This is a genomic window from Dechloromonas aromatica RCB (genome assembly GCF_000012425.1).
In genome coordinates this window covers 2,877,704-2,903,682 of the sequence record NC_007298.1, presented here as the reverse complement: position 1 = coordinate 2,903,682, position 25,979 = coordinate 2,877,704, and the positions used below count along the sequence as shown (strand labels likewise).

34 protein-coding genes and 1 tRNA gene are annotated in these 25,979 nt (G+C 55.2%); 22 read left to right on the top strand and 13 right to left on the bottom strand.

Annotated elements, in window-relative coordinates:
• Positions 1-117: 117 nt before the first annotated feature.
• The 6 genes from DARO_RS13895 to hpnC form a co-directional block, all read right to left on the bottom strand.
• On the bottom strand, positions 118-645 hold the full coding sequence (locus tag DARO_RS13895) for a GNAT family N-acetyltransferase (RefSeq protein ID WP_011288438.1): 528 nt from the start codon (positions 643-645) through the stop codon (positions 118-120).
• 3 nt (positions 646-648) lie between these two features.
• Positions 649-915, bottom strand: coding sequence for an acyl carrier protein (locus DARO_RS13890; RefSeq protein ID WP_011288437.1), 267 nt, complete (start codon positions 913-915; stop codon positions 649-651).
• Positions 916-926: 11 nt separating this feature from the next.
• Positions 927-2,681, bottom strand: coding sequence for an acetate--CoA ligase (gene acsA / locus DARO_RS13885; RefSeq protein ID WP_198134043.1), 1,755 nt, complete (start codon positions 2,679-2,681; stop codon positions 927-929).
• Between the two features lie 77 nt (positions 2,682-2,758).
• Entirely contained in the window at positions 2,759-3,991 is a 1,233-nt protein-coding gene (hpnE, locus tag DARO_RS13880; protein WP_011288435.1) for a hydroxysqualene dehydroxylase HpnE, read from the bottom strand.
• Between the two features lie 4 nt (positions 3,992-3,995).
• Entirely contained in the window at positions 3,996-4,829 is an 834-nt protein-coding gene (gene hpnD, locus DARO_RS13875) for a presqualene diphosphate synthase HpnD (protein ID WP_011288434.1), read from the bottom strand.
• 4 nt (positions 4,830-4,833) lie between these two features.
• The gene (gene hpnC, locus DARO_RS13870; RefSeq protein WP_011288433.1) at positions 4,834-5,643 is read right to left on the bottom strand and encodes a squalene synthase HpnC; all 810 of its coding nucleotides are present in this window, start codon (positions 5,641-5,643) and stop codon (positions 4,834-4,836) included.
• A 54-nt stretch (positions 5,644-5,697) separates the two neighbouring features.
• On the opposite strand from hpnC, the gene DARO_RS13865 reads away from it, so the two are divergent.
• Together DARO_RS13865 and DARO_RS13860 are read left to right on the top strand one after the other, a co-directional pair.
• Positions 5,698-5,782 (top strand) — tRNA-Leu (locus DARO_RS13865).
• Between the two features lie 163 nt (positions 5,783-5,945).
• Positions 5,946-7,160, top strand: coding sequence for a phage integrase central domain-containing protein (locus tag DARO_RS13860; protein WP_011288432.1), 1,215 nt, complete (start codon positions 5,946-5,948; stop codon positions 7,158-7,160).
• 53 nt (positions 7,161-7,213) lie between these two features.
• Here DARO_RS13860 and DARO_RS13855 read toward each other — a convergent pair whose 3' ends face one another.
• Genes DARO_RS13855 through DARO_RS13840 form a run of 4 tightly spaced genes read right to left on the bottom strand, consistent with a single transcriptional unit; the run spans position 7,214 to position 8,242 of the window.
• Positions 7,214-7,588, bottom strand: coding sequence for a hypothetical protein (locus DARO_RS13855; RefSeq protein ID WP_011288431.1), 375 nt, complete (start codon positions 7,586-7,588; stop codon positions 7,214-7,216).
• The gene (locus DARO_RS13850) at positions 7,585-7,812 is read right to left on the bottom strand and encodes a hypothetical protein (protein ID WP_041224410.1); all 228 of its coding nucleotides are present in this window, start codon (positions 7,810-7,812) and stop codon (positions 7,585-7,587) included. The genes DARO_RS13855 and DARO_RS13850 overlap by 4 nt, the downstream gene beginning before the upstream one ends.
• Entirely contained in the window at positions 7,809-8,033 is a 225-nt protein-coding gene (locus DARO_RS23130) for a hypothetical protein (protein ID WP_041224409.1), read from the bottom strand. Before DARO_RS23130 ends, DARO_RS13850 begins: the two co-directional genes overlap by 4 nt.
• Positions 8,030-8,242, bottom strand: a complete 213-nt coding sequence (locus tag DARO_RS13840) for a hypothetical protein (protein WP_041224408.1) — start codon at positions 8,240-8,242, stop codon at positions 8,030-8,032. Before DARO_RS13840 ends, DARO_RS23130 begins: the two co-directional genes overlap by 4 nt.
• 143 nt (positions 8,243-8,385) lie before the next feature.
• Between DARO_RS13840 and DARO_RS13835 the strand changes: the two genes are divergently transcribed.
• From DARO_RS13835 to DARO_RS13765, 17 genes are all read left to right on the top strand, one after another.
• Positions 8,386-8,589 carry a hypothetical protein gene (locus DARO_RS13835; RefSeq protein ID WP_041224407.1) on the top strand — a complete coding sequence of 68 codons (204 nt, stop codon included), beginning with the start codon at positions 8,386-8,388 and terminating at the stop codon, positions 8,587-8,589.
• A gap of 2 nt (positions 8,590-8,591) precedes the next feature.
• Entirely contained in the window at positions 8,592-8,975 is a 384-nt protein-coding gene (locus DARO_RS13830) for a CZB domain-containing protein (protein WP_011288429.1), read from the top strand.
• Between the two features lie 96 nt (positions 8,976-9,071).
• Complete coding sequence (locus DARO_RS13825; protein WP_011288428.1) at positions 9,072-9,686, top strand: hypothetical protein; 615 nt, start codon at positions 9,072-9,074, stop codon at positions 9,684-9,686.
• A 108-nt stretch (positions 9,687-9,794) separates the two neighbouring features.
• Positions 9,795-10,013 carry an AlpA family phage regulatory protein gene (locus tag DARO_RS22410; RefSeq protein ID WP_011288427.1) on the top strand — a complete coding sequence of 73 codons (219 nt, stop codon included), beginning with the start codon at positions 9,795-9,797 and terminating at the stop codon, positions 10,011-10,013.
• On the top strand, positions 10,010-10,204 hold the full coding sequence (locus DARO_RS13820; RefSeq protein ID WP_041224406.1) for a hypothetical protein: 195 nt from the start codon (positions 10,010-10,012) through the stop codon (positions 10,202-10,204). Before DARO_RS22410 ends, DARO_RS13820 begins: the two co-directional genes overlap by 4 nt.
• Before the next feature lie 109 nt (positions 10,205-10,313).
• Positions 10,314-10,601: a hypothetical protein gene (locus DARO_RS13815; protein ID WP_041224404.1), complete on the top strand. Its 288-nt coding sequence runs from the start codon at positions 10,314-10,316 to the stop codon at positions 10,599-10,601.
• The gene (locus DARO_RS13810; protein ID WP_157037219.1) at positions 10,601-10,891 is read left to right on the top strand and encodes a helix-turn-helix domain-containing protein; all 291 of its coding nucleotides are present in this window, start codon (positions 10,601-10,603) and stop codon (positions 10,889-10,891) included. The genes DARO_RS13815 and DARO_RS13810 overlap by 1 nt, the downstream gene beginning before the upstream one ends.
• Positions 10,884-11,522 (top strand): YdaU family protein, encoded by a 639-nt coding sequence (locus DARO_RS13805; protein WP_011288424.1) that lies wholly within the window; start codon positions 10,884-10,886, stop codon positions 11,520-11,522. Before DARO_RS13810 ends, DARO_RS13805 begins: the two co-directional genes overlap by 8 nt.
• Positions 11,512-13,026, top strand: a complete 1,515-nt coding sequence (locus DARO_RS13800) for a DEAD/DEAH box helicase (protein ID WP_011288423.1) — start codon at positions 11,512-11,514, stop codon at positions 13,024-13,026. Before DARO_RS13805 ends, DARO_RS13800 begins: the two co-directional genes overlap by 11 nt.
• Entirely contained in the window at positions 13,016-13,945 is a 930-nt protein-coding gene (locus DARO_RS13795) for a DUF7146 domain-containing protein (protein WP_011288422.1), read from the top strand. The genes DARO_RS13800 and DARO_RS13795 overlap by 11 nt, the downstream gene beginning before the upstream one ends.
• A gap of 97 nt (positions 13,946-14,042) precedes the next feature.
• Positions 14,043-14,393 (top strand): hypothetical protein, encoded by a 351-nt coding sequence (locus tag DARO_RS22900; protein ID WP_157037218.1) that lies wholly within the window; start codon positions 14,043-14,045, stop codon positions 14,391-14,393.
• Positions 14,383-16,461 (top strand): hypothetical protein, encoded by a 2,079-nt coding sequence (locus DARO_RS13790; protein ID WP_011288420.1) that lies wholly within the window; start codon positions 14,383-14,385, stop codon positions 16,459-16,461. Before DARO_RS22900 ends, DARO_RS13790 begins: the two co-directional genes overlap by 11 nt.
• A gap of 191 nt (positions 16,462-16,652) precedes the next feature.
• The gene (locus tag DARO_RS13785) at positions 16,653-18,554 is read left to right on the top strand and encodes a hypothetical protein (protein ID WP_041224403.1); all 1,902 of its coding nucleotides are present in this window, start codon (positions 16,653-16,655) and stop codon (positions 18,552-18,554) included.
• Positions 18,555-18,625: 71 nt separating this feature from the next.
• Complete coding sequence (locus DARO_RS13780; protein WP_157037217.1) at positions 18,626-19,174, top strand: hypothetical protein; 549 nt, start codon at positions 18,626-18,628, stop codon at positions 19,172-19,174.
• A gap of 32 nt (positions 19,175-19,206) precedes the next feature.
• On the top strand, positions 19,207-19,704 hold the full coding sequence (locus DARO_RS13775) for a hypothetical protein (RefSeq protein ID WP_041224402.1): 498 nt from the start codon (positions 19,207-19,209) through the stop codon (positions 19,702-19,704).
• Positions 19,705-19,725: 21 nt separating this feature from the next.
• On the top strand, positions 19,726-19,926 hold the full coding sequence (locus DARO_RS13770; RefSeq protein ID WP_041224401.1) for a hypothetical protein: 201 nt from the start codon (positions 19,726-19,728) through the stop codon (positions 19,924-19,926).
• 324 nt (positions 19,927-20,250) lie between these two features.
• Complete coding sequence (locus tag DARO_RS13765; RefSeq protein WP_011288416.1) at positions 20,251-20,640, top strand: hypothetical protein; 390 nt, start codon at positions 20,251-20,253, stop codon at positions 20,638-20,640.
• Between the two features lie 491 nt (positions 20,641-21,131).
• On the opposite strand, the gene DARO_RS22405 is transcribed toward DARO_RS13765, so the two are convergent.
• Positions 21,132-21,758, bottom strand: coding sequence for a PEP-CTERM sorting domain-containing protein (locus tag DARO_RS22405; RefSeq protein WP_011288414.1), 627 nt, complete (start codon positions 21,756-21,758; stop codon positions 21,132-21,134).
• A gap of 168 nt (positions 21,759-21,926) precedes the next feature.
• On the opposite strand from DARO_RS22405, the gene DARO_RS13760 reads away from it, so the two are divergent.
• A complete protein-coding gene (locus tag DARO_RS13760) occupies positions 21,927-22,592 on the top strand; it encodes an SOS response-associated peptidase (protein ID WP_011288413.1) in 666 nt (221 codons plus the stop codon).
• Between the two features lie 42 nt (positions 22,593-22,634).
• Here the strand turns inward: DARO_RS13760 and DARO_RS22400 are convergent, their stop codons facing one another.
• Complete coding sequence (locus tag DARO_RS22400) at positions 22,635-23,300, bottom strand: PEP-CTERM sorting domain-containing protein (protein ID WP_011288412.1); 666 nt, start codon at positions 23,298-23,300, stop codon at positions 22,635-22,637.
• Between the two features lie 321 nt (positions 23,301-23,621).
• The gene (locus DARO_RS13750; RefSeq protein ID WP_011288411.1) at positions 23,622-24,005 is read right to left on the bottom strand and encodes a hemerythrin family protein; all 384 of its coding nucleotides are present in this window, start codon (positions 24,003-24,005) and stop codon (positions 23,622-23,624) included.
• Between the two features lie 248 nt (positions 24,006-24,253).
• Between DARO_RS13750 and DARO_RS13745 the strand changes: the two genes are divergently transcribed.
• Complete coding sequence (locus DARO_RS13745) at positions 24,254-24,805, top strand: DUF4124 domain-containing protein (RefSeq protein ID WP_157037216.1); 552 nt, start codon at positions 24,254-24,256, stop codon at positions 24,803-24,805.
• A gap of 69 nt (positions 24,806-24,874) precedes the next feature.
• On the top strand, positions 24,875-25,570 hold the full coding sequence (locus tag DARO_RS13740) for a hypothetical protein (RefSeq protein WP_011288409.1): 696 nt from the start codon (positions 24,875-24,877) through the stop codon (positions 25,568-25,570).
• Positions 25,571-25,979 lie beyond the last annotated feature (409 nt).

The following is a 25,979-nucleotide window of genomic DNA, read 5'->3' as shown; positions in this document are numbered from 1 at the left end:
AAGCGGCCTGCAATGAAAGCGTGCCAGCCATGGCCGTGCATCAATTCGGTGCTTGGCCGTTGAATATGTTTTGCAGCAATCCCGGTTAACCGCGAAATGCCCGTTCGAGCCTGACGTTTAGAGAGCCCGAACCGCGTGCATCATGCCCGGATCGTCAGGGTCGCGGCGGACTTCGAAGCCGAGCTGGCGGGCGAACTTGATCATTTTGTCGTTGGCGGCAAGGATGAAGGCTTCCATCGTTTTCATGCCGCGCGTCCGGGCTGCGTCGATCAACGACAACATCAGGATGCCGGCGACGCCGCTGCCTTGCCATTCGTCATCGATGGCGATGGCGAACTCGCATTCGTCGCCACTCGGCCCGGCGACATAGCGGGCAACGCCGATCTCTACATCCTGTCCGTCGCGCTGGATGATCGCCACCAGCGCCAGGTGCCGCACGTAGTCGATTTCAGTCAGGTATTTAAGCTTGCCAGGCGGCAGTTCCTTCAGCGTGGACATGAAGCGCTTGTAGCGAGAATCGGCCGAAAGATGCTGGACGAAATCCTGCTCCAGTAGCGCATCCTCGGCCCGGATCGGGCGGATGGTGACCGGGCTGCCATCGAACAGGATGCGGTTGCGGACGAGTTCGGCTGGGTAGTCGGCCACGATTTACTCCTGTGCAGCGGCGGGGATTTTCTCGGCCAGGTAGGTGACGATGCTATCGAGGGTCTGGACCTTGCCGTAGTCGGTTTCGGGGATGTCGATGCCCAGTTTTTCGTGGATGCTTGCCAGCACATTGAGCCAGTCCATGGAGTCGAGGTCGATCTGGGTGCGCAGCGGCTTGTCGGCGATGATCTTTGCCGGATCGATTTCCGGGGCCAGGCGCTTGACGATGGCGAGCACAGCCGCGCGGATTTGTTCGCTGTTCAGACTCATTGTTCCTCCCGTTACGCCAGCGTTGAATTATCGCCTTCGGGCAGTCCGAGTTCCCTTGTCTTGAGGAGCCGGCGCATGATTTTTCCACTACGAGTATGTGGCAGGGATGGCGCGAATGCAATTTCCTTGGGGGCCACGGCCGCCCCGAGACGCCGCCGGGCGTGGGCCATCAGTTCAAGGCGCAGGTTTTCGTCCGGCGCGATGTCGCTTTTGAGAACGACGAAGGCTTTGATCAACTCGCCGGCCAGCGCATCCGGCTTGCCGATGACGCCGGCCTCGGCGACCGCTGGGTGTTCCATCAACACGCTTTCGACCTCGAACGAGCCGATCAGATGGCCGGAGGACTTGATCACGTCGTCGCTGCGGCCGACGAACCAGTAATAGCCATCAGCGTCGCGGCGGACCAGATCGCCGGTGAGATAAAGATTGCCGGCAAAGCAGTCGCGGTAGCGCACCGGCTGGTCGAGATAGCCGCGAAACATCGATGGCCAGCCGGTTTCCAGCGCCAGCTCGCCCACCGTGTCGGGCGTCCCGATTATCGTGACCGGTGCGCCTGCCTGATTGCGGACGACATGAGCGGCAATGCCTGGCAGCGGGCGGCCCATCGAGCCGGGCTTGATGTCCTGGGCGGCAGTGTTGGCGATCATGATGCCGCCGGTCTCGCTCTGCCACCAGTTGTCGTGGATTGGCTGGCCGAGCACATCCAGTCCCCACCATACCGCTTCCGGATTGAGCGCCTCGCCGACGCTGGCGATGAAGCGCAGGTCGGGGAAACGGTGGTCGGCAAACAATTCCGGCCCGGCCTTCATCAATAGTCGGATTGCTGTCGGTGCGGTGTACCAGACATTGACCCGCTCGCTTTCGAGAATGTGAATCCAGCGCAGTGGGTCGAAATCGACTTCATCTACGATGCTCGTGGCGCCCAGCACCAGCGGCGCAATGATGCCGTACGAGGTGCCGGTCACCCAGCCGGGGTCGGCCGTGCACCAGAACACGTCGTCAGGGTGCAGGTCGAGGGCGGTCCGTGCCGTCGCGTAGTGCGTCAGGACAGCGCTGTGGACGTGGATGGCTCCCTTGGGCTGGCCGGTCGTTCCGCTGGTGAAATGCAGCAACGCAGGATCTTCGGGGGCGGTCGGCACCAGTGCCGGGGTGTCCGGGGCGGCGCGCATCAGGGCTTGCAGATCCAGGGTGTCGGCGATGGCGCCGGTGCCGAGGTCGTCGATCAGCAGGACATGCCTGAGCGAGGGGAGTTCGGGGCGAAGTGCCGCGACTTTGTGCTGATAGGCGCTGGCCGTGGTGACCAGCACTTTGCCGGCCGCCTGGGAAATGCGGCTGCGAATCGGCTCTGGGCCGAAGGACCGAAAAAGTGGCGAGACCACAGCACCGATCTTGAGCGCACCGAGAACTGCCACATAAAGCTCGCAGATACGGCCGCACAGCACGAAAACGCAGTCGCCTTTCTGCACACCCAGCGCCTTGAGGGCGTTGCCGAAAAGATCGGTCAGGCTGCTGAGTTCGCGATAACTGAGGTTGCGTCTGCTGCCACCGGCACCCAGAAAGCGGAAGGCGGTTTTATCGGCATGGGCAGAATGGGCGTGGCGGTCGACGGCCAGATGAGCGATGTTGATGGGGCTGTCGGTGGATAGACCAAGTTCGCGGCTGATCTGTGCCCAGGAGAACGTAGTCCCATTCGCTGCCGAGGGCGAATCAACTGGCGGCTTGCGAATCAGTGGTGGTCTCATCGGCGTATCGATCACGGGAACCATGCCATCGTATTCTCATTCGTGACTTCCCGGTGCGAGTTGATGCTTCTCAAACGGGCAGCGAATACGGATCAGCTAGATCAGGCTTGTGTCGAGACTGCCATCGCCATTTGTGCTGCGCGTCGGCCGCTGCGGACAGCACCTTCGAGCGTGGCCGGGTAATCCGCCCAGGTGTAGTCGCCAGCCAAGAAAATTCGCGGGGCAGTCGTCCGGCAATCGGGGCGATGGATTCCGGGTTGTGCGGAGAGGGTGGCGCGTTTTTCGCGAATGACCTTGTGCCACCCGGTCGGGTTCGTCAGGCCAAGTTCTTGATCGAGGGCGGTAGCCAGAGCGTTGTCATCCAGTTTTTCCCAGTCGCCGTGTCCGCTCAGGACGCATGCCAGAACGCCCTGGCCGCGGTCGACCACCCACTGGCAATGGCCGCCGAGGCGGTTGCTCAGCGGGAAAGCTGATGTCATTCCTGGCTCAAAATTCCGGTAGACCGTGGCAATCGGTTCATAGTCGTAATTCGTTTCTGCGGCCGGCCACAGGGCGCCGACATGCTGCGGTGCGGTGGCGATGATGGCGGCGGCGAAAGTTTCACCGTCGATGGCGATGCCGTTTTCAGCAGCGTTGATCTCCCTGGCGCGGGTACTCAGGCGGATTTCAGCGCCGTGGGACCGTAGCCAGTGTCCGGCCGGCTCGGGCAGCAGTTGGCCGAGATCGACGCGGGGCAGCAACAGGTCGGTGTCCTCGCGGCGCGAACTGCCCAGGCTGTCACGCAGCACGTTGGCGAACAACTGCGCCGAAGCACGTTCGGCCGGCAGGTTCAGCGCGGCGAGGCAGAGCGGCTCCCACAGGTGGCGGCGCAGGGCACCGGTTTGTCCGGCGTCGTCCAGCCATTGGGCAACGGTTGTTTCGTAGGCCAGCTTGAAACCCCGGCGTTTGATGCCGTCCATCCACAGGGCGGTCCGCAGCTTTTCGCCCATGCCGACCCCGCTGGCAGCCAGCAGCCCCCAAGCGACATTGAGCGGGGCGGGCAGGCGGGGCAGGGCGAGGCGAAAGCCGGTGTTGTCGATGACCTGCAGCGGGCGGCGGTCGAACAGTTCGTCGGGATTGGCGCCAACCCGGCGCATCAGCGCCAGCGTGTCACGATAGGCGCCGAGCAGAATGTGTTGGCCGTTGTCGAGCTGACGGCCATCAATCTCGACGCCTCGGGCCCGGCCCCCCAGCACGCGGCCCGCTTCAAACAGCGTTGTTTCAGCGCCGGCAGTGGTCAGTTCGACCGCAGCAGCGAGGCCAGCCCAGCCGCCACCGATGACGGCAACGCGCATGAGGTCAGCCCTTGATCCAGGTCTTGGCAGCCAGCCACAGCTTGCGCGTCGGCGGTAGCGAAATGCGCTGGTGCAGCACCTGGAAATTCTCGCGCTTGATCTCGTCGAGCACGGTGCGATAGATCGCCGCCATGATCAGGCCGGGGCGCTGGTTCTTGCGATCGACGGCCGGCAATTGGGCAAACGCCTGCTCGTAGTACTTCTCAGCGCGCTCATACTGGAACTGCATCAGCGCCGTGAAGTTGTCCGAGTATTTGCCGTTCAGGATGTCGGCAGCTGGCACGTTGAACTGCTTGAGCTCGTCCATCGGGATGTAGATGCGGCCGCGCCGGGCATCTTCGCCGATGTCGCGAATGATGTTGGTGAGCTGGAAAGCCATGCCCAGATCGTGGGCGTATTTCTGTGTCTGGCGATCGGTGTAGCCGAAGATCTCGGCAGCCAGCAGGCCGACGACGCTGGCGACACGGTAGCAGTAGAGCGACAGGCCCTTGAAGTCGAGATAGCGCGACTGCGTGAGGTCCATCTCCATGCCGTCGATGATTTCCAGCAACTGCTCTTTCGGCAGGTTGATGCTCTTGTCGAGCCCCGCCAGCGCTAGGCCGACCGGGTGTTGCGGCTTGCCTTCGGCAACGCGTTCGATCTCTTGGCGCCACCAGGCAAGCTTGGTCGAGGCGATCGAAACGTCGTTGCATTCATCGACGACGTCATCGACTTCGCGGCAGAAGGCGTAGAGCGCCATGATGGCTCGCCGGCGTTGCAAGGGCAGGAACAGGAAGCTGTAGTAGAAGGAGGAGCCGCTTTTTGCGCACTTCTCCTGGCAGTATTGGTCTGGATTCATAGCTTCACATTCTAATGGAACGGCCGGCCAGAACGAGCCAATCCCATTTGCCGAGCTTTGGGCGGCGGGTGAAAACGTCACCGCGCACCTGCCGGATGCGTTCAAGAATGCGCAGGCCACCCTGTATGGTCAGGCGGATTTCCCAGCCGAGGCGGCCGGGCAGAGCGTGGACGAGCGGGGCGCCGCGCTTCATCAGCGCCGTCGCCCGGTCCATTTCGAAGTCCATCAGCGCCGCCCAGTTGGCCGACCAGCGGCTGTGCGCAATATCGTCTTCGCTAAGGCGGAAATGCGGGAAGTCGGTCTGAGGTATGTAAACTCGATCTTTTTGCCAGTCGACCGCCACATCCTGCCAAAAGTTGATCAACTGAAGGGCAGTGCAGATGCAGTCGGATTGTTCCAGGTGTTCCGGCTCTGTGCGACCGAACAGGTGCAGCACCAGCCGCCCGACCGGATTGGCTGAGCGGCGGCAGTAATCGAGCAGTTCCGGGTAGTCGGCATAGCGCTTCTTGACCACATCCTGGGCGAAGGCCTCGAGCAGATCGCGGAATAACTGGATGGGCAGGGCGTGGGCCGAAATTACCTTGGCCAGTTCAACGAACAGCGGCGTCTGCGGCCTTGTGCCAGCGGCGATCCGGTCCAGTTCCGCCTGATAGGTAGCTAGTCCGGCCAGGCGCTCATCGGATGAGGCGTCGCCCTCGTCGGCAATATCGTCGGCGCTGCGGGCAAAGCGGTAAATAACTTCGATTGGCTGGCGCAATGCACGCGGCAATAGCAGTGATGCCACTGGAAAATTTTCGTAATGATCGACAGACATCGTTAGCTTGCTCTGGAGAACGTTGGGTAGTCAGTGCTAGAATTCGCCCCGCCTGCCCAGGTGGCGAAATTGGTAGACGCACCAGATTTAGGTTCTGGCGCCGAAAGGTGTGGGGGTTCGAGTCCCTTCCTGGGCACCAAGTAGTTGTTTTTCATGATTCAGTGCAGTCCATTAAGCCCGCCTAAGTGCGGGTTTTTTATTGGGTTTTTGTCCGGTTGTGTGCAACATGGTCCAACAATATCCAGTCTCCAGTGTGTATAACTCTGTGAGTAACTGGGTGTGAGCCAGAGGGAGTTACACACATGCCGTTGAGTAACACTGCAATCATCAATGCCAAGCCTTCGGACAAGCCCTATGCGCTGACCGACGAACGCGGGCTGTCTATTCAGATTCAACCAACTGGCGGGAAGTGGTGGCGCTTGCGTTATCGCTTCGACGGCAAGGCAAAGATGCTCTCTTTGGGAGTATATCCTGACGTCGGCTTGAAAGAGGCTAGGGAGCGCCGCGAAGAGGCTCGCAAACTACTGGCCACAGGTGTTGATCCCGGAGAGCATCGAAAAGCACACAAGGCTGCAAAGGCAGAACGTTCAGCCAACAGTTTTGAAGTGATTTGCCGTGAATGGCTGGAGCAGCGCAAAGATACAGTCGAGCCAGCACAGACCGCGAAGACCTTGGCCCGGATGGAAAACGATGTTTTCCCTTGGATTGGTGGCAAAGCGATAAGCGAGATCACCGCTCCCGATGTATTGAGTGTGATGCGCCGAATGGATGAGCGGGGCGCCAGATACACCGCCCACAGGGTACGGAGTGAAATCAGCCGGGCATTCCGATATGCAATTGCTACCGGCCGCGCCGAGCGCGATCCTTGTCCTGACCTTCGCGGGGCGATCCCGCCAGCCAAAGAAACACATTTTGCTGCGATTACCGACCCAAAAGAAGTCGGAGGACTTCTAAGGGCGTTTGATGGCTTCAGCGGCACGTTCGTGGTCAAGTCGGCGCTACTCCTTGCACCGTTACTTTTCACTCGCCCTGGTGAGCTACGTAAAGCAGAGTGGGCAAGTTTTGATCTTGAGAAAAGCGACTGGCGCTATTTCATCAACAAGACGAAGACCGAGCACCTAGTGCCACTGGCAACTCAGGCAGTCGTGATCCTCAGAGACTTGCATGCACTGACCGGGCATGGCCGTTATCTGTTTCCGAATGCACGAACCAGTGAAAGACCAATGAGCGAGGCTGCGGTGAATGCGGCGCTACGCCGTATTGGCTATGACACCAAAACAGAAATTTCAGGTCATGGCTTTCGTGCAATGGCTCGGACGATTCTGCATGAAGAACTGCACGTGAAGCCGGAAGTGATCGAACACCAATTGGCACACACCGTACCCGATGCCCTTGGTACTGCCTACAACCGCACCAAGTTTCTCAAGGAGCGCAAGGCGATGATGCAGCTATGGGCGGACTATCTGGATAAGCTGAAAGCAGGGGCGGAAGTCATACCGTTTCATGGCGCGGCCTGAAATAAAAAAGCCGGGAGTTACCCCGGCCAGCCTGTCCTAAATTTTCAGGGTAGTTACTCTTGTGCGTTCATCGCCGCAGCCCATTCAACAATCTGTTGCTCGGTGCGTGCTACATATGGCGTCCATTTCTCGAGATATGGTGTTCCCGTCGTGGCGAGGCAATGAATGTATTCGGCCAGCGTTCTGAACGCACCTTCCTGTCTTTGTGTTAGTGGCCCGAACTGAGCAACAAGAGCTTCGGCGTCGCTTGACTGAATAGCTGCGAAGACCGCTCCATCATTGGCCGATTCCGGCAGGTTCTCTGCTGACTGTTCGAGCTTTGCGAGAGCAATAACGCATTCCTTAGCGCCAGCAATCCGCTCGGCATCTGGTGTTTCGCATGAGATTGGCGGGTTGATGGTCGACAAATTGTTGGTTTCTGTGGTCATTGTTCGCTCCCTTCTTCACCCTCGAACGATAACGCCCTGCCCATTGTCTGAAGCAGCATATCCAGCCCGTAGGCCATGTTCTCGTCGTAAACTTCGTGGGTGCATCCGACTGCGTAGGACAGGAATTTCAGGCCTTGAGCCACGTTATGGGTGGTGCCATTTATACCGGTCGTGCAAATGAACGCGTTGTGCCGTGCAGCTAATTCGCGAATTTCGTTGCTCATGCTGTCACCTCGCTAATTTTATCCGTTGGAAATATAGCTTCTCGGGCTTCGGCTATTGACTCCATTGCACAGTCAAGTTGGGATGTGAGCGTTCCTTTGCTCAGTGCGTTAAGGCCATCAGTGCAGTTGCACTGGAGCGTATAGAGGGTATCGACTATTCCGTGGGCGCGATCCAGTGCCAGGATTGCTTTGTCTATATCGATGTTGTCTGTAGTGCTCATGCTGCCACCCCATCACTGAGGAACGTTGCGAGTGACTTGGCCAGAGTGAAGACGGGTGCGCCTTCGTCGTTAAAAGCCACATCGATGACTGGCGTTTTGTTCCGGCAATGCTCCATGAAGGCCGCTGCAGCTTCTGGATTGGTGTCGAATGTCTCGACTACGGCGATAAGGTCACGCATTGCGTTTGTTGCTAGGGGTTCTTTCGTCATGGTCGTTCCCTCAAGTTATTACCGCACCTGGGATGGCTTGGTTGGAAATATCGTATATCCTGCGATGTGCGAATGTCAATCTATATCTTAAGATGTGCGATGCGGTGTTATCATCAACTCCTGAACTAATAAAAAGGATTGGTATGGTTCTCTCAAAAACTCAGCAGGCGATGAAACTATTGGCGCAAGGCCTTGCCGTTAAAGTCGCTGCAGAGCAAGCAGGTATCGCCGAAAGTACGCTGCGCATGGCGATGGGGCGAACGAAGGGCAAAGAGCTATGCCCATGCTGTGGCCAGGTAGTGCGGGAAGGGTTTGAGATCAACCGGGATGTATTGAAAGGCGACTAACCATGACTCTTGAAATCATTGAAGCCGCAATTGATCGGCATCTCGACTGGGTTAAGCGATTTAGATCGGCCCTGGCAGGAACCAGTGACAAGGACTTTGACATCGATCTAGTGGATGACGATACGGCATGCGAACTAGGAAAATGGCTTGCCAACCCAGAGACGAAGGTTCTGCTAGGGAATGATTACCTCAACCGCACCACTGCCTTGCACGGAACATTTCACGAGATTGCGGGCGCTGTTGTTGCCAGCATGCAGGCCAATGACCCGGAAGAGGTCACACAGGGCTTGATTGATGCCTTGGTTGATCTATCGAAAAGCCTGATCGAGTTTCTTGAGTTTGCACGCCGGCAATTAAGCGGTGCACCAAGGGAGTGGAAGGTTTAACCCGGTTATGCCGCGCCTAGGGTAGCTCCCGAAAAGCTGGTTCCCTTACCAGCCTGGCGCGGTTTCTGATTAAGGGCAGAGCGTGAAAGGGACGCTATGGATGTTGATAAATTTCAAAGCGAAATTACCAAACTAAACCAAAGATTGAAGGAGCATATTGACATAGGCGGAAAGCCAAGCGACTTCGAGTTTGAATATAGACAGTGCATCGAGATTTTGATTAGCCAAGCATCGAACGGTGAGAACTGGAGCAATGCGGCAAAGCATATCGCCTTCTTGATCTACGCTGGATGTCTTACGGAGATTGCATTTAACCAAACCCGATTAGCCGCTAATGCTAGCGCAGAAAAGGCAAGTGCAGCGTCAATAAAACTAGCAATTGAACAATGCAAAGCACAGCATGTTCTAGCTCGAAACACTGAGCTTAAGCACATGTCTGAATATTTTGAGAGTGCCTTAATTGACGCCCCAAAACGTGCTGCGAGAAAAGCTGTTTCAAACCGAGATGACCAAAAGTTAAAGCTACCGTTTATCGACTTCTGCAATGATATTGTCAAGAAAGGACAACATTCATCAATTCAAAGGCTAGATGACCTTTTGAACGCAGAAGGATATGACCCGGCAGTTACAAAAATTACGCCGCGCACGTTAAAGGCCTGGGCAAAAGAGGCCGGAATTTCATTTAAGGCAGGTGCACCGAAGAAAAAATAATCATGCGCCAACGCGATGAATCATGTTTTGTCGCGATCTGGGGAATTTTTTCATCCGTTTGGACTATCTAGGATTGAGCCATACAACAACGTATGGAGTTAATCCCAAATGAACCAACTTCCAGAAACAGGCCTTCTGCGCTTAAAGCAGATTCTTGGCGATAAAAAGGCAGAACCGCCGATCCCGCCGATCATCCCGATAAGCCGCAGCTCGTGGTTTGCTGGCGTCAAATCGGGCAAGTACCCAAATGGAATAAAGCTTGGCCCGCGCACAACGGCTTGGCGCTGTGAGGATATTCGCGCACTGATTGTCGGAGGTGCAGCATGAACGCCGCTCTCCAACTAACCGAAGCCAAGGGCGAGTATCTAGTTGATAGCCGATTGGTTGCTGATTACCTCGGCCATAAGCACCAGAATATATTCGAGTTGATTAAGGATTGTCGCGCTTCGAATGACACGAAGGACGGTTACGCCAAGGCTGCGCTGCAACCTCTCGAATCACTTACCAACAAAAAATAAACCGCCCGGGTCTTTTCGACGCGGACGGCTGCATTGCTTGTATTTGGTGCCTATATTTTAAGCACTTTCGCTCGAAAAGCAAGGCGGTGTTTTTCTCTAGGAGAACACCGTGCAACACAACAAGACTCTCACTCTCAAGAAGCCTGCCAATCCTCGCCAGGATGATCAGCACAAGCCGAAATCCAAGCCCGAGAACGATCTCGTCGGCAAGGAAGTCGTTCTTCAAACCCGTTCGCCATCCCGTATCACCGGCACTCTAATTTCCCTTGGGGGTTGGGCCGTGATTGAAGGGGCTGAGCAGCGCTGGTTGCCGGATGGTTCCTTGTCTGGCCAAGTTGCATCCGGTCGCTTCTCACTCGATAGGAACGTCATCGCCTACGTACTGGAGGTGCTGTGATGGAGCGCAAACCTCCAATCGTCACTGGCCAATGCGCCGAAGTGTTGAGTCTGATCCGTCAGCATCAACCGATTCTGTCCTTCGTTCTGACTGCAGAGCATGCGATTCCTGAAGCGGCAGCGCGTGTTCATAACCTGCGGGCCAAGGGCTACAACATCGTTACGACGATCCACCAAACAGTAGTGTTTCGTGGTGTCGAACGGCACAACGTAGCCAGTTACTCGCTCGATACACCTGCTTGGCCTCGTCCTGGCTTCTTTGAAAGCGATAGGGAGGACGCAAATGGCTAAACGGCCACAGCAACAACCCTTCCGATTTGTCTGCCAATTACCCGAATTGATCGCCGACACATCGCACTTGGCTGCTGACTCATTCGGCGCCCTGATGCGTTTACGCATGGCCTATTGGCGCAATGGTCCGATCAAGGACGATAACAAGGTATTGGCGCGTATCGTTGGTATGCAACCGGCAGAGTGGGCCAAGACACGACTAGGGCTTGAGTCATTCTTTGAGATTAGCAACACTTGGACATGCTGGACCACCCATCGTGATCTTGAGGAATCGTTCAAAGCTATTGCCGCGAACAAGGCGCGTACCGAAGCGGCTAGGCTGGCGAAGCTTAATCGCCGGATGACCCCTGAAACTGACAAACCTCGTGACAGAGTCTGTGACAAACCTCGTGACAGACCAAGTGACATAGTCTGTGACAGACCAAGTGACATAGTCGGTAACAGTTCCTGTGACAACTCCTTTGACAACGTCCTAATAGGAAGTATACGGAGCGACGCCAATTTTTCTCCTGAAAAACCACCGTTAAAACCTTCCCTAGCCAAGGCAGAGCCTGTTGTTGTCGATGGCGAATTAGGTGCGCTGGTAGCTGCTGCTGAATCGTCTTTTGCGAGGGGCAGCGATGATGTTTAACCTTCGACCGTACCAACAATCCGCCGAACACAAAGCACGCCTTGCCCTGGCTAGGGGTTTGAAAAGGATCGCTCTTTATTTGCCGACAGGTGGTGGAAAGACACTGACCGCGACAAGCATCATCATCAAGGCTGTGGCCAAGGGGAGGAAGGTTGTATTTCTCGCGAACCGGAAACAGTTGGTTAATCAGACCAGCGCCGTCCTGTATCGCTACGGCATTCCTCACGGCATCCTCCAAGCTGAGAACACCGCCCGGATTCATGAGCAGGTTCTGGTGGCTAGTATCGACACGGTTCATGTGCGTGGCCTGCCTGACGATGTTGGTCTGTTGATCATCGATGAGGCCCATGGTGTGGCTGGCAGCGAGAAGTACCGGAAACTGCTGATCACCTACAACAATGTTCCGGCAGTCGGTCTGACCGCTACGCCGTTCGCTGTTGGGATGGGCAAGCACTATGACGAACTTGGCGGCTCCCTGTTTCAAGAGCTTGTTGTTGGCGCCACGATCAAGGAATTGATTGATGCCGAGTATCTGGTCGACGTCGATATTTATGCGCCATCCGAGCCGGACATGAAGGGGGTAAAAAGCACCAAAGGACTTGATGGTCTTCTCGATTACAACCAGTCAGAATTAGAGGACGCAGCCGATAAGCCCGAGTTGATCGGCGACATTGTTGGGCATTGGTTCAAGCTGGCTCGTGGCAAACAGACCGTTTGCTTTGCAACGAGCATTCCGCACAGCAAGCACATCGTCGAACAGTTTCAGGCCGCCGGCGTCGCTGCTGAACATATCGACTATCACGCCGATGATGATGAACGTGCCGCCATCCTGGGGCGATTCGCACACGGTGAAACCATGGTGCTGTCGAACGTGGCCTTGCTTGCTGAAGGATGGGATTGCCCAGCTACCGAGGTGATGATTCTGGCTCGCCCGACGCGTTCGCTGATCCGCTTTATCCAGATGGTCGGTCGAATCCTGCGACCGGCAGATGGAAAGATCAAAGCGTTGTTGCTCGACCATTCTGGCAGCACTGCTCGGTTGGGGCATCCCTGTGATGATCTCCCGCTTGAGTTGGATGATGGAAAGCCGAAAGCATCTTCCACGGAGAAAAAGGAGCGTGCCGAATCGCTGCCGAAAGCGTGCCCGTTCTGCAAGTTCATGCGTCCTGCTGGCGTCCATGCTTGCCCCGCCTGTGGCAAAGCGCCTGAGCGTCAATCTGATGTTGTGGTGGGTGATGGCGACTTGGTGAAGATGGATCGAAAGAAGCCAATCAAGCGGGAAACCGGACAGTGGATATACAGCCAATTGCTCGGCTACGCTAAATCCAAGGGCTACAAATCCGGATGGGCATTCCACAAGTATTTCGAATTCACCGGCAAGGAAGCCCGTGGTCTACGTCAGGTCATCGCTGTGCCAACTGCCGAAATCCTCGGGTGGATCAAGTCTCGCCAGATTGCCGCAGCCAAGGCTAAGGAGAAGCAAGGAGGGCATCATGCGACCTAATGTCCGCGAGATTGCCACCGGGAAATGGCGAGGCCTTCTGCTCGGCTTTGGTTTGACTGAGCGCCAGCTTTCCGGAAAACATTGTTCTTGTCCGATCTGTGGTGGCAACGATCGATTCAGGTTCGATGACAAAGAGGGGCGAGGCACGTATTACTGCCGTTGTGGCGCAGGTGATGGCATCAAGCTGGTGATGGCGGTCAAAGGCTGGGATTTTAAAACCGCAGCACGTGAAATCGAGCAGGCCGCAGGCGTCGTTCAGGCTGGCCCGATTCATAGCCCACAGGGCGAGGCCGAAAAGGTAGAGAAACTGCGCCGCATCTGGTCTGAGTCGAAGCCGCTGCAGGTTGGTGATGAGGCAATGCGCTATCTGGCTGGGCGTGGCCTGAGTTTGCCGGTAATTCCTGGAAGTCTGCGCCTCCATCCAAATCTTGCTTACTACGACGGTGAAACCTTCGCTGGAAAATTTCCGGCGATGGTCGCTCGCGTTGTGGGTGTTGATGGCTCTGGCCTGACGTTGCACCGCACCTATTTGCAGGATGGGCGCAAGGCTCCGGTCGATGAGGTTAAGAAGTTGATGTCCGGCAAGTCTATTTCCGGGGGCGCGATTCGATTAGCGCCGGCCAGTCGGTGCCTTGGTATTGCCGAGGGGATTGAAACGTCGCTGGCGGCTTCGGCTCTGTTTGGACTTCCGGTCTGGTCTTGCATCAGTGCCCATGGCATTGAGACCTTCGTTCCGCCTGAGGCGGTTGAGCAACTGATCATCTTCGCCGACAACGATGCTTCATTCACCGGACAGCGTGCCGCGTATGCCACCGCATTCCGTCTCAAACAGCAGGGCATCGAGGTCGATGTGAGGATTCCAGACGTGCCCGGCGATTGGCTTGATGTCTTGAATGCGACTAGGAAAGCTGCAGCATGAATATGGCGAAAACGAAGAACCAGTCAGCGTTTACATCATTTATCTGATTGCCAATATCAGTCCTTGAAATGCTGGCTTTTTGGCTATTGTGTTTCGCATGGAAGAAACAAATAACGCCCTTCGTTCAGACAAATTCGCCCCTTCAGGTCCGGCCCAGCGTACCCGTCGAGGTCGCCCGTACTCTCCGCTGACCCAATGGCTACGGCCACAGATCGCCCGATTTCAAGCGCAAGGCTGTTCCTGCCGGAACGTCTTTCTGGTGATTGCCGCCTACGAAGACGAGGCGAGCGCAGAGTCATTTGTTATCTCTCCGGCAACCTCTGATCTGTATCGCCATGAGCTTGGCGACGTAGCAGGGCTGCGCATCACCTGGGGCCATTTTCGCCAGCTTTGGCAGCGAATCAGGAAAACCACTCACGAATTTAGCGAGGTGCCAGATGGCCGCTAAGAAACTCAGAATCAAGACTCAGCCCCGAAATTTCTCCTTGGGTGGTGCCATTGGCGCTCCGGCTATTGACCCCAACGGTAGCGACTACGATGCCATCAATGCCGAGAAAACGGCGCGCTGGGCAGCAGAAGATGCAGCAAAAGCGGCCAAATACGGCATCAAATCCGATGTGACTCCACTGGCTGAGCGTCCGACCAGTCCTGTGTCCACTTCTCTAGCTTCCATGGCCATGCAGCAGCCCGGCCAGACGACTTGGCAGCAGGACATGGATGCTCGTCAAAATCGGATCGCTGGCTACACCGACAAGCTCCGCGGGATGGAGCAAGCAGGGCGCGCCAATAGTCTGATGGGCTCTAGTTCAAGCATTTCAACCGGCTATGAGAATGGCGGAAAGATTGATGCCGAAGAACTGATGCGTCAGATGACCGCTAAGTATGGCGCACCAGCCGCTGGCCCCTCTACCCAGCCCCCAGTTCAGCAAGTACCGCAACAACCGAAACAACAACCGCCAGTTCAACCCCAGCCCCAAGGCATTGTTGGCATCATCAAGAATCGTGGCGTGCAGATCGACAAGGCAGTGAATGGTTACGCCCGAGGTGGCAAGCCCCGAGGTATTGCCATGGAAGCCCTTGGTGATCGATTAGGTGAGGGCGCCAGTGAGATCAAAGGCCCTGGCACGGCAAGCTCTGACAGCATCCCGGCAGTGGTTGGCGGAACAGGGGAACCAATCAGGGTAGCGAACGGCGAGCGCATCGTCAGTGTTGCGCAAGATCGATTCCTTGAGCGATACGCCCGTGCCAAAGGCTTTGAGAGCCTGGATGCCATGCTCGAAGAAGGCACCGGCAAACCCGTTGGCCCGACCATCAAAGCCGGGAAACGCGCTGCGGCTGATGGCATGCAGCCTGCCAACTACCGGCCAGAAATCAATGGTCTGACTTGGGACGACAAGCGCTTTGATCCGACCAAGGAGCAGATGGCTCAGGGAACCGGCGCTATCGCTATCAAGACCGGCCCGAACGCCGGCAAAAACATCGCTATCGGCCCGCAGAACTACACGGCTGCAGATGGATCATCGACTAGCGACTGGAGCAAAACCGCGCAATACGCTCAAGGCTTGGCCCAAGCCCAGAAGGATCGCGACACGCTGGCAACAATGCAGCGTGATCGCCTGGAACGCGATGCCTACGATCCCTCGATTACCGATCCAAATGTGCAGTCAAACGCTCGTGCGCAGATCGTTGAACAGGATGCCAAAGCCGCCAAGTTTGGCGAGGCTCAGGGCCGTATGCTGGATAACCAGCTCAAGCACACAAAGCTTGCGAGTGAGGGCGCAATGGCAGGGCTTCAAGCGCAATACCTTGCTGAAACTGATCCGACCCGGCGAAGCCAACTTGCCGAACAGATCAGGGGCATTAATGGTAAGGGGGACGGTGCCCAGCAGTGGCAGCACGTCGAGACCGAGCGCGGCATGATGGCCTTTAACCCGAAAACCCTCCGCATGGAACCGATTAGCGGGCCTGACGGCGCACCAGTGATGGGTAACAAGCCCCTGACCGAGTTTCAGGGCAAATCAACCGGGTTTGGCATGCGCGCTGAGAACGCCAGCGGGATCATCGATCAAGTCGGCAAGAACGGCGCGGTTCAGCCTAGCCTCTTGAAACGTGCCGTTGAGGATGTGCCGCTAGTAGGCGGTGGCCTCGGGATGCTTGCCAACAAAACCCAGTCACCGGAGCAGCAACAGATCGAACAGGCGCAGCGCGATTTTGTGAATGCGGTACTTCGTCAGGAGTCCGGTGCAGCGATTAGCAAGAGCGAATTCGATAACGCCAAGCTCCAGTATTTCCCGCAGCCCGGAGATAGCCCGAAAGTCATTGCGCAGAAGAAAGCCAACCGCGAAATGGCGGTCAATGGCTTCCGCATCTCTGCAGGGCCTGGGGCAAAGAACTTCGGCGGAGCGCCAGCGCAACCCCAACAACCAGGAGCGCCCAAGGTGGGCATGGTTGAGGGTGGCCATGTCTATCTCGGTGGCAATCCAGCCGACCCGGCAAGCTGGAAGGCGGTGCAGTGATGGCCGGCCCATGGGAAAAGTATGCTTCACCGGATCAGCCCTCATCACCAACGGCAGCACCATCGGCAGATGGTCCGTGGTCAAAGTATTCGTCAGGATCACCGGAACCGGTTCAAACACCTGCTCAATCGCTGGGTGAGTCTCAGCCGGGCATCGTCAAAGGCTTGATTTCCACCCTGCAAGGCCCTGCCATGGGTTTTGCCGACGAGCTAGCGGGGGTGGGTGGTGCAGTTACCGGGGCAATTGCCAATCTGACGCCTTGGGGCGATGGCAAGGGTTTCGCCGAGAACTATCGCGACACCCGCGATGCCGCCAGGGCTGCTTCTGATTCGCACATGAAGGAAAACCCGATTCTCGGGCATGTCGAGCGGATTGGCGCTTCGCTGCCGGTGGTGGCTGCTACACCTCTGGTCAGTGCCGCGCAGAAAGCGTCAGGTCCATTGTCTGCTGCCGCCAATTTACTCCCGGAGTCAGTCAAGGCCGGGGTCAAGTTCGGTGCACTCTCTGGCTTGGGCGATTCGACTGCACAGGATGTCCGGGGATTGGCTGGCGATGCCGCGATGTCTGCCGGCATATCCGGGGTGCTTGGCCCTTCACTGAGCGGGATTGCTCGCGCCGGTGGTGCAGTTGCCAACAACATAGGGCAACAGATTGCCAGCACGCCGACCGGGCGAAACATGCTCAACACCATCGCCGACATGGGCACACGTAGCGGAATTTCTGCTTCAGCTCTTCCAAGCGCAGATGGCGGGGCACGCAAGTACGCAGCTCAGAAAGTTGCCGAGGCTATCGAGCGTGATAAGCCTGGCCTTTCGAATCCGCTGAACATCATTTCAACCAGGATCAACAAGCTGGGTGATGAAGCGACCGTGGCTGACTCCGCCGGCCAGAACACCAAGCAATTGCTCGATACCTTGGCAACGCTGCCGGGTGAAACCAAGAACGCTGCCGAACGCCTGATTCGTGGTCGCCAAGCAGGTCGTGCAGATCGTCTGATCGGCGCAGCCGAGGCTGGGCTTAATCCGACTGGCGCAAGGTTGCCACAGACCCTTGATGCCTTGGACGAGGCTCGCCGCGTCGCATCGGCACCGCTGTACGACCGTGTTCGCAACACCAGCATCCCCATCGATAACGACATGAATGCCATTCTCGGGCGGGCGCGAAGTGCTTTCAGTCACGCCAAGGAACTGGCTCGCGTCAATGGTCAGGCATTCGACTTGGATCAGGCCGCCCCAGAACTGAATACGCTGATGAACAGCCGGACTCCAAAGGAAATTCCGCTGTCGCAACTGGATACCTTGAAGCGCACCCTGTACGACATTGAGCAGGGGCATATCAACCCAGAGACAGGTCGGCTTAACGAGATCGGCAACGCCTACAAGAATCTGCGCCGTGAGTTGATTGGGAAGATCGACAACATGACTACGGACCCGGCAACCGGCCAATCGTTCTACAAGCAGGCGCGGGATGCTTACGCAGGCCCCAGCGAATTGCGATCAGCGGCCAATCTGGGCAATCAGGCCATGAGCAAGGATGCCTGGAAGATCGGCCAGATGACCGACGGCATGTCGGACTCTGAGCTTCAGGCTTTCCGCATCGGCGCTTTCGAGTCGCTTCGCAAGAAGTTCGGCACGGAAGGCGGGCAGACCCAGATCATGAAGATGTGGAAAGAGCCGGCGACAGCGGAGAAGCTGAAAGAGCTATTCGCCAATGAAGGTTCATTCCGCCGATTCGCGGCAGACGTCGCCAAGGAGTCACGCCTGAAGGGATTGGAAAGCGTCGGGCGTGGCTCTCAGACAGCGACCAGAGCTTCCGGAATGGGTGACTTGGACATGTCAGCGGTGGCTGATGCCGGAAACGTTGCAAGGTCAGCCGCGACCGGGAGCATCACCGGCATTGCGAGTGCGGCATCCAACCTCTGGAACCGGGTCAAGACGCCTGAATCCGTCCGTAACGAGATGGGCGACATCCTCATGTCGAAGGGCGTGAAGGGCGCCCAGAACATCAACGAGATTAAATCCATCGTCCAGCAAATCCGCGAAGAGAAGGCGCGCAAGGCGGCGCAAGCCGGAACGCTGGCAGGGCTGTTGTGATGGAAACGAACATTCAGCCAGCAACGCAAATCAACCAATCCAGTAATAGGAAATTTAAGGAGAAATACAGCATGAATACTGCCGGTGAAGCCAAGACTGAAGCCGCCCCCATTGAGGTGAAGGATACTGAGAGCGCCGCTGTGAAGCCGGTATCTAAGGCTGCAGCCAAAACAATCGAGAAAGCTGCGTATGACGTAGAAAGCATTCATGCCGATTTTGTTACCAACGCAGACAAGATTCATTTGCTGAAGGAAGAGCTAAAGAAACTTGAGGCACGGCAGGCGCTATACCGCAGAGTCATCGCGGGTCCAGCCCAACGCCTTATCTACGCATGGACTCAAGACTTTAATAATCAAGAGAAGCGCTTTATCAGGTTGCTGACTGAGCAGTACGAAGACAAGAAAGCGCAGTACATCGATCTTTCGTCACTCGGCGCTCTCTGGCACTTCAACAAGGATGCGATCAGCGATCAGCTTCCGGCCCTTGCGTTCGCTGTCGCAGGCCCTTCCGCGATGCACGAAAGCTGCCGTGATGCCGGTGGTTATTACCCTGTCGTGCCCCGAATTATCGAAATACGTGCCGAGCTTGAAGAGTTGGGTGTCGTTGATAAAACAAACTGACATAGCGCCAAACCACACACGAAGGAAGCATGATGGCAGATATCAATTACCCCGCTGAGTACGACACCCGTAGCGAATCCCAACGAGCCGACGCATTACCGCCGACATTCGGTCACGACGATCCTGAAGTCATCCGCTTGGTGAGGATTCGTGATGAGGTTCAAGAGCAATCGAAGGGGATTACAACGCGCTTTCAGCAGTTTGATGAATGGCGCTGCGGCTTCTATGCCAATCTGGAAAAGATCAGTTGCGAGATCGTAGAGATCGACCGGCGTCGCCCACAGCTTCTTGCTGACCTGTTTATTGCCGGTGAAGGGTTTGAACGGGATGACGAACAGCAACAACGTCGTGCTGATCTTCAGAAAGAAGTAGAGCGCCACAAACTGGCGGGGCCGCTACTCTCCAACTCTCGGCAATCGCTTGAACAGCAGAGTCAGGAAGGGCACCGCAAATACTCCAAGGCCTGCCAGGACGTAGATGCAAAGCTCGCCGAAATCCGCATGGCGCACATCGTTTCGCAGCGCCGCTGACACTCGACTAGTAGGGGTGACATGGAAGCGAAAGAGCAGGGCGGTGCCGCACGAATAAAGCGTTACCGGAAACGGCGCACAAGGATTGATTACTTCCCCAGTGAGATAGCCCTTGCAGTTATCGAGAAGTACAAGGCAGCAGGCTTGGACAACTGTCTGCAAGGAGTTATTGACCAGTTGGTCGTCGCCGGTAGCAAGGTGCTCAATCCTAAAAGACCCTAATCCTCGGCGGCAGTGATGTTAATAGATGTCAAGGTTTTGCCGGCGCTTGAATGTCCAAAGATGTCTATTTCCTACGCGCTAGTTTCTACGTAATCGGCGAGCAATCAGCCCAACAATCAGCCAGGTTAGTGCGATGGTTAGCGCGCAATCGGCAGATTGTTGAAAGATCTCAAGGTCTCGTCACTGATTGACAAAAGACACGCCCAAGTCTGCACAGACAATTCAAATGGCAATTGAGCAAGCCTTGGATATTGCCACTGGCAAAGCCTGTAAATACTGGCTACCCAGCCAAACTTGCGACATCTCTCTTGTACGGGGCTAGCTATGTCACATCAGGCAATCATCAGAAACGATGTCACCTTTGACCGTCCGCAAGCGCGGATTACCACCGACCAAATCCACGACCTAGCCAAGACGATAGACGGATCATTCACAACTTGCGATCTGTCTGACCTCCTTGTGGAGTCGGGCAAGTGTCGCGGCATGTCGTATGCGCAGATTGAACGGGCGGTACGTGGCGCGATGTCCTGGCTGGTCCTCCGTGAGATTGCCTACGTCGACGGGCAAATCAAGAAAATTACCGATGCCGGCGTTATCTCTAAACCATTTGTATATCGGCTGTACCTAGGCAGAACATGGGACAAGGATCGGCGTGAGGCAGTCCGCAGCAGTGCAGGTCTGAACTTGCTGGAACGGGCGCTCGGCTATTGCTGACACTAACCTGATTAGGTGGTCTACGGAGATCAAGGCCAGAACCCAGTGCAGTCGCAAACATGACTCCGAAACTGTTGGAAATCGCCAGGTGATCATATACTGTGATTTCATACAGTAAATTGGTCGTGAGATGCTTGTTGAAGTTCGCCTGATGCGTTGCCGTGGTCGTCGCCTATCCTGGCGAGATATAGACCATGGAAAGGTCTATCGCGGAGAACTACGCACTGTTTGTGCCGTTGGTGGTGGTGATCGTCCAACTGCTGCCAAGCTTTTGCGGCTTGACGGATTGGCCGGCAATCTAATCCCTGACCTTCACGAGCCGGCATTAACTGGATTTGGTACGGAGGTGTTTAACCTCAGAGGGATTGAGCGACTGGAGTTAGATGATGGTGTCTATGGAGTCGTTCAGGAGTGGCGTTGTACGCCGGTAATTCGCTAGGGGAAAAAGCAAACCCCGCCACTCGGGCGGGGCCATGTTGAGCGTTGATTGCTCAGGAGGTCTTGCGACGACGAGACGCGCTGAGTCCTGCTAGGCCAATGCCAAGGAGAGCTAGCGAAGCTGGTTCAGGGACCGTAGTGGAACAAACACCTGTACCAACTGCAATGCATGCACCATTAACGCTTACATCCAAGAGCGCTCCATTTGCACCAACAAATTTTCGCTCCGTACTCGGGTCAAGCCCCAAATCGAAACTACTGACGCCATTGGTATCGCCAGCATACGTAAATCTCGCCAACAGAAAACTATCAGCCTGATCGATTGCAATCGATGCCTCGTCAGCCTGGATGCTAGCTTGTATTCCCCAGTTACCGTCAGCAACGGTGTCAAAGTTGAAGTTTGGGTTGAATCCAAATGCGGCACCTAATTGTTCGAAGAGGGAAGTTGCATTCACACTGCGACTGGAGCCCATAACAGCGCCGTTATACAAAAAGTTTAAATCGACTGCAGTCAGATATTGGGAACCAAGTCCTGCAATACTCACATCAACGGTGGCGATATCACCAATATTGACGTGCTGTGATGATGGGGTGAATGTAACGACGATGGAGGCTGATGCAGGAGTTGCCGATATAAGCGTACCAACCACCAGCGCAATCGAAGCAAGTAGTTTTTTCATACGACCTCCCTACGGGTGCTTGTTAAACACTGAACTTCCAAAAATGGATAAGCATATTACGATCCATGAAAAATAAACCAATTAAATTCAATCGATTATGATTTATTGATCAACAGCATATTGATGGTGTGTAAAGTATTCCGACGCAACAAAATGACCTGACTGCTTATGTGCGGACGCTACGCCCTCTCAGCCACTGCCGGCCAATTGATCGAACACTTTCAGCTGCTCTCATGCCCTGATTATGAGGTGCGCTACAACATCGCGCCGACCAGCATCATCCCGGTGATTCGCTACAAACCTGACGCTGGCAGGGTTGGCCAACTGGTTAAATGGGGCCTGGTGCCATCATGGGCAAAGGATGCGAGTATCGGCGCCAAGCTGAATAACGCACGCGGCGAGACGGTAGCCGAGAAGCCATCCTTCCGGACAAGTTTCGCCAAGCATCGCTGCCTGATCCCGGCTAGTGGGTTCTATGAGTGGAAAACGGTCGAAGGAAAGAAACAACCGTATTACATCTATCCGACTGACGGTCTCTTTGCCTTTGCCGGGCTGCTCGCCGCGTGGAAAGCCCCAGACGGACAGACGCTCGTTACGACCTGCATCATTACCACCGAGCCAAATGAAGTGATGGTGCCGATCCACGACCGCATGCCGGTAATTTTGGGGGCGGATCAGTACGACGCTTGGCTTGATCCGCTAAATCACGATGTTGAAGCTCTGAAGCAGATGATCAGGCCATGTAGTGCCGAGAGGATGACTGCTTATCCGGTGAGTCCGCTAATTAACAATGGCCGAGCTGAAGGGGGGGGTATCGCTGAAATTGATGAATGAAAAAAGCCGGGAAACCCCGGCTTATCTTCAACTCAGACTCGATCAACTTTTCTTTAGGCGAGCGTAACCGAAAGCAGCTAAGGCAAGTCCAACCAAAGCAATAGATGTCGGCTCAGGCACGTTGTTCTGACCCCCTCCAGGGGTGAATGGTTGAACGTTGGTCATGCCGTTTGCGCCAACAGTGATGAAACCTGTTAAGAGGTTTTGGAAGGATTGATTCCTCAGCGAGAAACTCCCGCCTTGGACGCTTAGCTCTAGAGGCGTGCTGTTTGGGGAGTCGAATGTTTCGTCAAAGAAAATGCCGTTATAAACACCATTGTTGTATTGAATGGCGGGGCCGCCTTGAATGCCTGGGTCGCCGAAGCGGAATGTCAGGCTGCCAATATTCAATTCAAAAATGGCGCTGTTTGCTACGGTCGGAATTGCACCGATAGAAAAAACATTTGCGAAACCTGAGCTAGGAACAGGTACCGAACTATCAAAGATGAAATGGCCAGAAACGAGTGCAGGAGTAGCGCAGGTGTAACAGGATGTAGAACTAAATCCACTAATACCTGCAGCATTTAGTCTGCTGACAAAAGAGGATGTGACACTAAATAACCCACCACCAAAGTCGGCGCTCTCATAGACAGGGGCAGCCAAGGCGTTTGCGGTTCCTAGAAATAGAAACGCTATCCCTGCGATCAGCTTCGATAATTTCGTATTCACTGGAACCTCCTATGGCTTCAAGTAGAGAGCAATATGCCTCGACTCGACTGATGGTGTTGATTGTTCGTGGATCATCGATGCAACATCCGGGCCACGCCACTGGCTTTGTTGAGAAATCGAAATAGATTAATGGGTTATACGATCTAAAGTCAGGCAATGGCATTCCCAGTAGAGGTGAGTGTAAATATTCCCGACAGAATTAATCGGGTTTTCCACTGTTCTCTGTTGCTTGGCCTTCTGGCGTTTATTAATCGCCAATATCCATGTTCCACGGTCATATTGACCCGGCTCAGGATTCAAGGCGTCACGGTCAGTGATCGTTTATGCCCGATGTCCAATGTACGGCTTCAGCTGAAGATCAAACTCAACGACATGATGATTCACATAGGACGCCACACGCTTGATGATCTCTTCGAACGGCACCCCAAGGCCATGCATCGTCTCGAAATGAATCTCTGTCAGGTCTTCAATGATCTGCGTGTGTGCTAGTACATGTTCAGCCAACTCAGCGGCCGGCATATGAAGCCCAGCCATGTAGTGCTCTTCAGTCTTGAAGTGCTGATGAATCTGGATCGTCAGGCGGGAAAGCGCCTCGGAAAATGATTCATCACCAGAGTTGATCGATAGCAGGTGCTGGAAGGATCGGAATAGCTCTCGATGCTGATGGTCGATATTTGGTACGCCAAGTAGCAAGTTCTTGTTCATGCTATTCCTTGCGCTTCGTCACGGTGGAGATCGCCAGAAGGGCGCAAATAACCACTGCAAGCGGTAATACAAGGTAGAGCGCAACGTCCGCGAGCATGGTCTTTTAGTTACATGTGTTATTTGTATTAGATTTTGCTCCTTTTGTTATCTCTTTGGAATATCACTTATGTCATAGTCCGTGGGGTGTGGAGTATGGAATGAAATAACTCTGTCGGTTAGTATCGATATTCCATTTGATTGACTTGTCCATGCGAAAACTACTGTTAATCGCACTCACGCTGAGTGCTGCTTCTTCTGCCTTCGCCCAATATCGCTGTGTCGAGAACGGGAAAACCACATTCACCGACAAGCCGTGCGCCAGTGATGCAACACCAGCTATCCCCAAGGGGAATACCCCCAAAGTAATCGGCGATTCGGGCAATAGCGCCTATACGACGTGCTTTGGAGATTGGCGTGGACAAGTTCAGTATCAAGCCAGCTTTAAGGGGCAGCCGATTTCGGAAGCACACGCCGTGGTTCAGACGACCATATCGATAGACGCGCAAGGAAAAATCACCGGTTCCTCTCCGGAGAACGGCTGCAAGATGAAGGGGCTCGCCATGCCAGGCATGACGCCGATGGTATTAAGTCTCGACGTCACGCTTTCAGGATGTAGCTACCCAAAACTCAATCGCCGCCTGTTTGGCACGCTTGCTCTCAACGCAGCGGAGAAGCAGGTTCAATTCTGGATATACGCTCACCCTGTTGACTTGCTAAACCCCGGCTGGAGCTATGACGTCAAAGGGACGATGCGCCGATGAGGTACATCTTTGCCGCACTCCTCACTATGGTTAGTCCTTAACCGAAATCTAATGCCAAGGGGGATTTAGGTGAAAAACGATGATTGGCGTTTGGATTGGGTAAAGCAAAAATGCACCTTGGCTCTACACATTGGTTCCAGCTTTCCAGAAGCAGGATATGGCGAAGCGGCATTGATCATTTGTGCTGTGCTCAGCGCTATGTCTGCAGAATTGTGGCCAGGTAATGACCGCATAGATCGCAGCAGGTTTTGTGAGCTTCTAATTAGGTACTCAGACCGCATCTACGGTGCAGATACGATCAGCGTTCCGCTTCTGATTCAGTTTCTGAATAACAACGAGCGTGCTGGCGAGGCTACGAAGCTTGAGCAACTGATCAAACATCGAGAATCGCCTCTTGTTGTAACTGGCGACGAAGTGGACGTGAGTGAGGCGCAGGTAATTGAAGTGTGCCCAGCACTGCGTATAGAAGAGGCGAGGAGATTCAGTTATGCAAACCTCCTCTATCGCGAAGTCAGATCAAGCTATGCGCACGAATATTGGCCGGGCACCAGTTCATGTCAGTGGCCGATGACCTCAAAACAGGGTGCCCATGTCAGCTATGTGAATCGGCTTGTAGATGAAAAAGAGCGATTGACTCAGATCAGGCTGATTCACTTTCACATTGAATGGCTGGCAGCTCTTGCCATATCTATTGCTGAAAACCTTAGCGGGAAGCCGACTCCAGTCAGTCGACCTAATCAGTGGTGGATCGCAGGTGGTGGTTGATCCGACCTGCACGGATTTGCAATCCGTTGGATAACCGCTTTGCTATCTCTCATCCGTAGGCTCGGCAACCGGAATCACAATCCGGGACTCTTACGACAGGAACCCGGAGGGACTCGAACCCCCGATCAACTGCTAAATCAGGTGCCTCTGCTACTTGATTTCAGATGGCAGCGTTGATTCTGTGTGTGTAACTTTGTGTGTAACTTCGATGATTGAAAGATAACGACCGTTGTGCTGCAATTGACTCGGCTATTTATTCGAGTCCCTTCCTGGCGCCAAGTAGTTGTTTTTCATGCTTCAAGCAAGTCCATTAAACCCGCGTAACTGCGGGTTTTTTTATTGGGTTTTCGTCCATTGGCAACCATCAACGCCACGCCTGCGGATAACTCCGAGGTGCTAAGCAAGCCTT